We start from the raw sequence: 9,308 nt of genomic DNA, 5'->3' as shown, positions 1-9,308 counted from the left end.
GTGCCCTCGGCATTCGTGGTGCTGGACGCTCTGCCGTTGACGCCGAACGGGAAGCTGGACCGGCGGGCCCTGCCGGCCCCCACGTACGCGTCGGACGCTTCCGGGCGGGCGCCCCGCACACCGCGGGAGGAGATCCTGTGCGGCCTGTTCGCCGAGGTCCTCGGCGCGGAGTCGGTCTCCATCGACGACAGCTTCTTCGACCTCGGCGGACACTCGCTCCTGGCCACTCGGCTCGTACGCCGGATCCGGCTGGCGCTGGGCGTGGAAGTCACGGTTCGGTCGCTGTTCGAGGCACCCACGGTGGCTCTGCTGGCGACAGAACTCGCTTCAGCTGTCACGGCGAAGACGCGACCCAAGCTGCGACGTATGCGCCCCCTCCAGGAAGACGGCGATTGACGTCGCCTTTCCACCCGATCGGCAAGAGCGGCGGAGCCTGAGGAGCAATCCTCCGGCCCGCCCGGCCCGCTCGCACGTTCTTCATGTAACCCGCTGCCTTGGTTGGCGGTGATCCCTCTGTGTGAGGGAGCAAGCGAAAGGTTGTTCCTGTGATTCCGGTGTCGTTCGCGCAGCGCCGTCTGTGGTTCCTCGGTCAGTTGGAAGGCGCGTCCGCGACGTACAACATCCCGCTTGCTCTGCGCCTGAGCGGGGTGCTGGACGTGGATGCGCTGCGGGCGGCGTTGGCGGATGTGGCTCGCCGGCATGAGACCCTGCGGACGGTGTTCCCGCAGGTGGACGGTGAACCGCGGCAGGAGATCCTGCGGGGCGCCGCGGGCGTACCCGAGGTCGCCGTGAAGTCCGTGGCTGCCGAGGACGTTGCCTCGGAAGTGGCCGATGTGACAGGCACGGGATTCGATCTCGAGCGTGATCTGCCGTGGCGGGTGACGCTGCTCGACGTGGACTCGGTCGATGAGTGGGTTCTGGTGATGGTGGTCCATCACATTGCGGCTGATGGCTGGTCGATGGCGCCTTTGGCGAAGGATCTGTCGGTGGCGTACGCGGCCCGTTGCCAGGGTGCCGTGCCGGCGTGGGATGCGCTGCCGGTGCAGTACGCGGACTACACGCTGTGGCAGCGCGAGGTCCTCGGTGACGAGGACGACCCGGAAAGCGTGATCGCGGCGCAGGTCGCCTACTGGCGCGAGGCTCTGTCCGGGATTCCGGAGCAGCTGGAGTTGCCGGTCGACTTCCCGCGTCCGGCGGTCGCCTCCCACGAGGGTGCATCCGTGGACGTGCATGTTCCGGTTGAGGTGCATGCCCGTCTCGTGGAGCTGTCCCGCGCCTGCGGTGCGAGTGTATTCATGACGGTGCAGGCCGCGCTGGCGGTGCTGCTGTCGAAGATGGGCGCCGGCGAGGACATCCCGATCGGGACCCCGATCGCGGGACGCACCGACGACGCCCTGGACGAGCTCGTCGGGTTCTTCGTGAACACGCTGGTCCTGCGGACCGACGTGTCGGGCGATCCCACGTTCCGCCAGATCGTCGAGCGGGCCCGGGAGACCGACCTGGCCGCCTTCGCGCACCAGGACGTGCCGTTCGAGCGACTGGTGGAGATCCTCAACCCGGCCCGTTCCATGGCCCGCCACCCCCTCTTCCAGGTCATGCTCACCTTCCACAACAACGCGCAACCCGACCTCGACCTCCCCGGCATCCACGCCCAGGCCGAGCCTGTCGGTGATGCGGCGGCCAGGTTCGACCTGTCGTTCAACCTCGGCGAAATGCACGCGGAGGACGGCACACCCGCAGGATTGCGCGGGCGGCTCGACTACCGGACCGATCTGTTCACGGCACAGACCGCGCAGAGCCTTGCGGACCGCTTGGCACGCGTGCTCGAAGCAGTTGTTGCTGTGCCCGATCGGGCCGTCCGCGAGCTCAGTGTTCTGGGTGCCGAGGAACGTCGGCGGGTGCTGGTGGATTGGAACGACACGGGTCGGGAGGTTCCGGATGTGACGCTGCCGGAGCTGTTCGAGGCACAGGTGGTGCGGACTCCGGGTGCGCCGGCTGTGGTGAGTGGCGGGGTGGAGCTCAGCTACGCCGAACTGAACAGTCGGGCGAATCGTCTGGCCCGGTATCTGGTGGCGTGTGGTGCGGGTCCGGAGCGGCTGGTGGCGGTTGCGCTGCCGCGCTCGGTCGACCTGGTCGTGGCGTTGCTTGCGGTGCTGAAGAGTGGTGCGGGGTATGTGCCGGTGGACCCGGAGTATCCGGCGGACCGGATCGCGTACATGCTGGCCGACGCCGACCCGGTCCTCGTGGTCACCGATTCGGTCACGTTGTCGGTGCTGCCTCAGGACGGTGTGTTCAGCGACCGCGGTGTGCTCTTGGACGAGCCCTCGGTGCGGGAAGCGGTTGTGGCGCTGAGCACGTCTGACCTTCTCGATGCGGACCGTTTGTCTTCGGTGGTTCCTGTGCATCCGGCGTATGTGATTTATACGTCGGGGTCGACGGGGCGGCCGAAGGGTGTGGTGATCGAGCATGCGGCGCTTGTGAATTATGTGGTGCGGTGTCCGCTGGTGTATCCGGATCTTGCGGGTTCGACGGTGTTGCATGCGTCGGTGTCGTTCGATGCGGGTGTGACCGTGTTGTACGGGGCGTTGGTTGCGGGTGGTTGTGTGGTGGTGGCGGCGTTGTCCTCGGCGGAGGCCGAGGAAGGGGTTGGTGCCGGGTTGCCGGTGTCGTTCCTGAAGGTGACGCCGAGTCATCTGCCGGTGTTGGAAGGTGCGGGGCGTGGTTTCGTGCCGGGTGGCCAGTTGATGCTGGGCGGGGAGGAGATTCCCGGTCATGTGGTGGCTCGCTGGCGTGAGGCGCATCCGCGGGTGTCGGTGGTGGCGCATTACGGTCCGACCGAGGCAACGGTCGGCTGCACCGACTATCCGGTGCCCGAGGACGCGGTGCTGTCTGCCGGGGCGGTTCCGATCGGCCGTCCGATGTGGAACACGCGGGTGTATGTGCTGGATGCGGGTTTGTCGCCGGTGCCGGTGGGCGTGGCCGGTGAACTGTACGTCGCCGGTGCGCAGTTGGCGCGTGGCTATCTGGGCCGTGCCGGTCTGACCGCTGAGCGGTTCGTCGCGGACCCGTTCGCGCACGTGTCTGGTTCGCGGATGTACCGGACCGGGGACGTGGTGCGCTGGAACACGGACGGAGTCCTGGAGTTCGTGGGCCGGGCGGACGCCCAGGTGAAGGTACGCGGCTTCCGTATCGAGCCCGGCGAGATCGAAGCAGTCCTGGCAGGGCACGGGCAGGTGGCCCAGACGGCGGTCGTCGTACGGGAGGACCAGCCGGGCGACAAGCGCCTGGTGGCCTACCTCGTGGCGGCATCCGACGGTGGCGCTGTCGACACGGCCGTACTGCGCGGATTCGTAGGGGACCGGTTGCCTGAGTACATGGTGCCCTCGGCGTTCGTCATGCTCGACTCGCTGCCGTTGACGCCGAACGGCAAGCTGGACCGGCGCGCCCTGCCGGCCCCCGAGTACACATCGAACGCGTCCGGACGGGCTCCCCGGACGCCCCGGGAGGAGGTGCTCTGCGGCCTGTTCGCCGAGGTCCTCGGCGTCAGCGCCGTTTCCATCGACGACAGCTTCTTCGAGCTGGGCGGTCACTCGCTGCTCGCGACCCGTCTGGTCAGCCGGATCAGGTCGGTGATCGGATCGGAGGTGAGCATCCGGTCCGTGTTCGAGGCACCGACCGTCGCCGGGCTCGCCGACCGACTCGACGAAGTCGACGTCACGGATCCCTTCGACGCCCTGTTCCCCCTGCGTCGCCAGGGCACGGGCAACCCGCTCTTCTGCGTGCACCCCGTGGCGGGTCTGAGCTGGTGCTATTCGGGCCTGATCAGGGAGTTGCCGGCCGATGTGCCGATCTACGGTCTCCAGTCCAGGGGAGTGGGCGGAGGAGAGCCCGCTGCCACCGTCGAGGAGATGGCCGTCGAGTACGCGCAGCTCATCCGCTCCGTGCAGCCCGTGGGGCCGTACCGCCTCCTGGGATGGTCCTTCGGCGGGCTCGTCGCGCACGCGGTGGCCGAAGAGCTCCAGAGGCAGCAGCAGGAGGTCAGCCTCCTCGCGGTCGTCGATGCCTACCCGACGTCGCAGGTACCCGACATGGACGACGACCGGCAGGGCCTCATCCGGGCCCTCGCCGAGGCCGCCGGCCTGACCCTTCCCGACGAAGCTGCCGGAGGCGATGACGCCGAAGGGTTCTCCAGCCTGTTGGAGGCCTACGCCGCGGACCAGATCGGTGAAGTGGCCCGGAGCCTCGACGTCGATGCGGACAAGGCCGCGGGCCTGATCGCCGTGATCGAGAACAACCGCAAGCTCGCCCGTTCGCTGACCCCGGGTGCAGTGGACGGGGGCCTCCTCTTCTTCCGTGCAGGTGTCGACAATCCGATGCCGATGTCCGGTAGCGAGGCATGGACTCCCCATGTTTCAAACGGAGTTGACGAACACGTGATTGAATGTGATCACGTCGCCATGATGCAGCCCGAGCCGCTTGCGCACATCGGCCGTGTACTCCGGGACCGGCTGCAGCCCGGAAGAGACCCCGATGCCTGATCAGCCGCAAGGGACAGGGCGGGCGCGCGTCCGTCACGTGACGCCGCCCTGTCCCTCGTACGGCCCCCGTGGGCCGCATCAGGTGCCCCGGCGCCACCCCCTGACCCCGCCTGTGCCCGCGCCCTTGCCTGTGACTGTGCCCGTGCGGGGGGCGACCTGAAATCGAGAGTGCTTTTGTCCTTTCTTCTTCTTTTCAATGCTTTCTCACCACGCAAGAGAACTGGAGTTTCTGTGACGTCTTCCCAGGTGAACACGGTTGTCGACGACTTCGAGCTGGACTACGTGGAGATGTACGTCCGCGACCTAGAGGCGCAGATCGCTCTGTGGCGTGACTCCTACGGCTTCGTGCAGGTCGCGGCGGGTGGATCCCCGGAGCAGGGGTTCCGGGCCGCGGTGATGAGCCAGGGTGCGATGAGGCTCGTACTGACGGAGGCGACGGCCGAGCAGCATCCAGCCTCCGACTACGTGCTCGCCCACGGTGACGGCATCGCGAACATCGCTCTGCGCACGGGGGATGTGCGTACGGCGTTCGGCCAGGCCGTGGAGAACGGCGCACGGGCCCTCGCGGAACCCGTGGAGCACGCGGGGGACGACGTCGCGGTCAGCGCGACGGTCTCCGGATTCGGCGATGTGGTGCACACCCTGGTGCAGCGGCGTACGGGCAAGGGCGCCGGGCTGCCCGCCGGGTTCCGGCCGATTCCCGGCGCCGGCCGGCCCACGGAGGCGGAAGCGGTTGCCGCGGACGGGCTCCGTCTCCTGGAGATCGACCACTTCGCCGTGTGCGTGAACGTCGGCGAGCTGGACCCGATGGTGGAGCTGTACCGGAAGTCGTTCGGGTTCAGCGAGATCTTCGCGGAGCGGATCGTTGTGGGAACCCAGGCGATGCTGTCCAAGGTGGTCCAGAGCCGGTCGGGTGAGGTGACCTTCACGATCCTCCAGCCCGACCCCGCGGCGGACCCCGGTCAGATCGACGAGTTCCTCAAGAACCACGTCGGATCCGGTGTGCAGCACGTGGCCTTCGCCGCGGACGACGTGGTCCGATCCGTCGGTGCGCTCGTCGGCCGCGGAGTGGAGTTCCTGACCACCCCGGACGCGTACTACACCCTGCTGAAGCAGCGCATCACCCTGAGCAAGCACTCCCTGGAGAGCCTGCACGCGCTGAACGTCCTCGTCGACGAGGACCATGCCGGACAGCTGTTCCAGATATTCGCGCGCTCCACCCATCCGCGGCGCACCCTCTTCTTCGAGGTGATCGAGCGGTGCGGGGCGGAGACCTTCGGAAGCTCCAACATCAAGGCCCTCTACGAGGCAGTGGAGATGGAGCGCATCGCGAAACAGGGTCAGCCGCTGTGAACCGCACCGGGCAGGACGCAGCCGGCTTGCGGGCATCGGCCGATGCACCGTGGGACGTCGAGCGGGACGTGCACTGCACGGAGGACCTGGAGCGGGCGGCACGGCAGGCCCTGGCCGCCGACGTGTGGGACTTTCTCGCCGGCGGCAGCGGCGCCGAGGTGACGCTGGCCGCCAACCGCGCGGCACTGAGGCGGATCGCCCTCGTCCCGCGCATCCTGCGGGACGTGGCGCACTGCGCCCTGGAGACCACGCTGTTCGGAGTGGAGCAGGCCATGCCGGTGGCCACCGCCCCCATCGCCTACCACGGCCTGATCCACCCCGAGGGCGAGCTGGCCGGCGCGCGAGCGGCCAAGGCGGCGGGAATTCCCTTCACCGCGAGCACTCTGAGCAGCTGCCCGATCGAGGACATCGCCGGGATCGGCGGCACCGTCTGGTTCCAGCTGTACTGGCTGCGCGACCGGAAGGCGACCTTCGAGCTGGTCGAGAGGGCGGAGGCCGCCGAATGCGCGGCGCTGGTGCTCACCGTCGACGTGCCGTGGATGGGGCGCCGGCTGCGGGACGTCCGGAACCGGTTTGTCCTGCCCCCCGGGGTCGAAGCTGCCAACCTGGCATGGGGATCGGCCTCCGAGGCCCACCGGGCGCGGGCGTCCGGATCCGCGGTCGCAGCCCACACCCAGGCCGCCTTCACGCCCTCGCTGACCTGGTCCGACGTGGAGGAACTGCGGCGGCTCACCCGGCTGCCGCTCATCCTGAAGGGCGTACTCGACCCACAGGACGCGCGGCGCGCCGCCGACACCGGGGTGGACGGCGTCGTGGTGTCCAACCACGGCGGCCGTCAGCTGGACGGCGCCGTCGCCGCCATCGACTCCCTCGAGGCGGTCGCCGAGGAGGTGGGGGGCGACTGCCGGGTTCTGCTCGACAGCGGGATCCGGAGCGGGACCGACATACTGCGCGCCCTCGCGCTGGGAGCCGACGCCGTACTCGTGGGGCGGCCGGTGCTGTGGGGGCTCGCCGCGGCAGGGGAGCGGGGCGTCGGGCGCCTCTTGCACCTCCTGGCGGAGGAACTCCGCGACGCCTTCGGCCTCGCGGGCTGCGACGGAGTGGCGGCCGCCAGGAAGATCCGCACCTTCAGGGGGGTCGGCTGACCCCCGGCCGCCAGGCGTCCTCCGCGCCACCGCGCCCCGCGGCGGCCGGGGGCGGACCCCGGGCGGATCCACACGTCTCCGGATGACATGTCAGTGCGGGCCCTGAGAAAGGAATGCGGAAATGGAGCAAAGGGTGAGCCGCCACTACGCGGTGTTCTGTCCGATATGCGGACGGCGCAGTATGGATGACGGACTGGCACTGTCGTGCAGTCGTGATCACGGGCCGGCGCTGCTCCGGTCCGACTACTTGGTGAAGGAGTTCGCGCCGAAGACCGATTGCGAGGGTCTCTTCCGCTACCGGGACTGGCTTCCGGTCACCCGGACGTTCCCGACACGGGCCCGCACGGTCGTGTTCCAGAGCGAGGAACTCTCCGCCCAGCTCGGCCTGCCGAACCTCTGGATCGCCTTCAACGGCTACTGGCCCGAGCGCGGTGCCTACCTCGAAACCGCGACCTTCAAGGAACTGGAGGCGTACGCGGTCCTGGGGCGCCTGCCGAGCGACCCGCCGGTGCTGGTGGTGGCCTCTGCGGGCAACACCGCCGCGGCGTTCGCCGCGGTCTGCTCGCGGTACCGCCGGCCGTGCCTCCTTGTCGTGCCCAGGCGCGGACTGGCCAGGATGAGGTTCCGTACGCCACTGGACCCGGCGGTGAAGCTCGTCGTGCTGGACGGCGCCGACTACTCCGACGCCATCGCCCTCGCCGAGTCGGTGGCCGCGCTCCCCGGCTTCCAGGCCGAGGGCGGCGTACGCAACATCGGCCGGCGCGACGGACTGGCCACGGTCCTGTACGCGGGCGTGGAAGCCATCGGCAGGATGCCCGACCACTACGTCCAGGCCGTCGGCAGCGGAGCCGGCGCCATCGCGGTCCACGAGGCGGCGGCCCGGCTTCTGGCCACGGGCCGCTACGGCAGTGACCTGCCGCGGCTCCTGCTCTGCCAGAACGCGTCGTTCGCGCCGCTCGCCGACTCCTGGAAGTCGGGGACGCGCCACCTCAGCACCTGCAGCGCCGATGACGCGCGGGCCGCGACGAGAACCGTCTTCGCCGACGAGCTGACCAACCGCTTCCCTCCCTACGCCGTCCGTTCCGGCGTCTACGACGTGCTCACCGAAAGCGCGGGCGACGTGCTGACCGTCGAGCGCAAGGCGGCGGAGTACGAGAGGGAGGTTTTCGGCAAGGCCGAGTCCGTCGACATCGAGCCGGCCTCCGCCGTGGCGCTCGCCGGGCTCCGCAAGGCCGTCCTCGACGGGCGGATCCCCGAGGAGGCCTGCGTCCTCCTGAATGTCACGGGCGGCGGCCGGGCCCGGCTGGCACAGGACCATTCCCTCTACGACGCGGAACCGGCCCTGGTCGTCGACCTCCAGGACGAGGCGGTGGAAGGCCTCGTGCCGCGGATCGCCGGACTGTTCCCGGACCGGATCCGCTAGACCGCACGCTCTCACGCACTCATTCACGTACGCAGGCACGCACCGCACGCAGGCACACAGGTCGCGCAGCGGGGAGACGTTACGGCGGCACCGTCACCCCTCGCCGAACTCCTCCTCCTGCGGTGCCCCCGCGTTGCGTACCGAGAGCCGCCACCCCGACGGCTCCTCGCTCAGTATGTGCCAACGGCAGTTGGACAGGCCGGCCAGCGACATCCAGCGTCCCGGATCCATCCCCAGGATGCGGCCGGCGGTCGCGCGGATGGTCCCGCCGTGGCTCACCACGACCAGCGTCCCCCCGTCCGGAAGTCGCTCGGCATGGCGCTCCACGACGGCGACCGCCCGCTCGGCCACCTCGGTGTCCAGCTCGCCGCCCCCGCGCCGTAGGGGCTCACCCCGCTTCCATGCCTCGTACTCCTCGCCGTACCCGGCCACGATTTCGTCGTGGGTGAGTCCCTGCCACCGGCCGGTGTACGCCTCGCGCAACCCCTCCTCGGGGGTGGCCGGGAGGAGCGTCAGCGCGGACAGCTCCCGTGCGGTGGCGGCAGCACGCTTCAGACGGGAGGTGATGACGGCGTCCGGGGCCAGGGCAGCCAACACCCTTGCCGCGCGCCGCGCCTCCTGCACGCCCTCGGGGTTCAGTTCGATGTCGGTGGTTCCCTGGAAGCGCTGTTCCCGGTTCCAGGCCGTCTGACCGTGACGCCACAGCACGATCCTGCGGCCTCTTGAGCTTGTGGCAACCATGTCCCGATGAAATCCCTTCTCGCGGTGCGGTGTTCGGTCCGACAACGGACGGCGGGGACGGATCCCCGCCCCGGGGACCCGTCCGCGCCTTCGGGGACGCTTCAGCGC

5 protein-coding genes and 1 pseudogene are annotated in these 9,308 nt (G+C 69.4%); 5 read left to right on the top strand and 1 reads right to left on the bottom strand.

The genetic code is table 11. From position 1 onward, the window contains the following. The 5 genes and pseudogenes from ACFVYE_RS41155 to ACFVYE_RS41135 all read left to right on the top strand — a co-directional run. Nucleotides 1–396, top strand: a 396-nt coding sequence (locus tag ACFVYE_RS41155) for a phosphopantetheine-binding protein (protein ID WP_389608657.1), incomplete at its 5' end; no start/stop codon positions are given. Nucleotides 397–551: 155 nt separating this feature from the next. Beyond that, nucleotides 552–4,538: pseudogene (locus tag ACFVYE_RS41150) on the top strand (amino acid adenylation domain-containing protein); the annotation flags it as partial. A gap of 231 nt (nt 4,539–4,769) precedes the next feature. Further along, nucleotides 4,770–5,891: a 4-hydroxyphenylpyruvate dioxygenase gene (hppD, locus tag ACFVYE_RS41145; protein ID WP_383966713.1), complete on the top strand. Its 1,122-nt coding sequence runs from the start codon at nt 4,770–4,772 to the stop codon at nt 5,889–5,891. After that, nucleotides 5,888–7,036, top strand: coding sequence for an alpha-hydroxy acid oxidase (locus tag ACFVYE_RS41140; RefSeq protein ID WP_383966716.1), 1,149 nt, complete (start codon nt 5,888–5,890; stop codon nt 7,034–7,036). Before hppD ends, ACFVYE_RS41140 begins: the two co-directional genes overlap by 4 nt. A 181-nt stretch (nt 7,037–7,217) precedes the next feature. Next, nucleotides 7,218–8,459, top strand: a complete 1,242-nt coding sequence (locus tag ACFVYE_RS41135) for a cysteate synthase (RefSeq protein ID WP_383966719.1) — start codon at nt 7,218–7,220, stop codon at nt 8,457–8,459. A gap of 93 nt (nt 8,460–8,552) precedes the next feature. Here ACFVYE_RS41135 and ACFVYE_RS41130 read toward each other — a convergent pair whose 3' ends face one another. Beyond that, the gene (locus ACFVYE_RS41130) at nt 8,553–9,200 is read right to left on the bottom strand and encodes a histidine phosphatase family protein (protein WP_383966722.1); all 648 of its coding nucleotides are present in this window, start codon (nt 9,198–9,200) and stop codon (nt 8,553–8,555) included. Nucleotides 9,201–9,308 lie beyond the last annotated feature (108 nt).

Origin of the sequence: Streptomyces sp. NPDC058239 (assembly GCF_042882185.1) — a bacterium.
Classification (GTDB): domain Bacteria; phylum Actinomycetota; class Actinomycetes; order Streptomycetales; family Streptomycetaceae; genus Streptomyces.
This window is presented reverse-complemented; position numbering and strand designations above follow the sequence as displayed.

Excerpts from the sequence above, each read along its gene's own strand:
- ACFVYE_RS41135 (WP_383966719.1), top strand. The coding sequence starts at position 7,218 with ATGGATGACGGACTGGCACTGTCGTGCAGTCGTGATCACGGGCCGGCG.
- ACFVYE_RS41130 (WP_383966722.1), bottom strand. The coding sequence starts at position 9,200 with ATGGTTGCCACAAGCTCAAGAGGCCGCAGGATCGTGCTGTGGCGTCAC.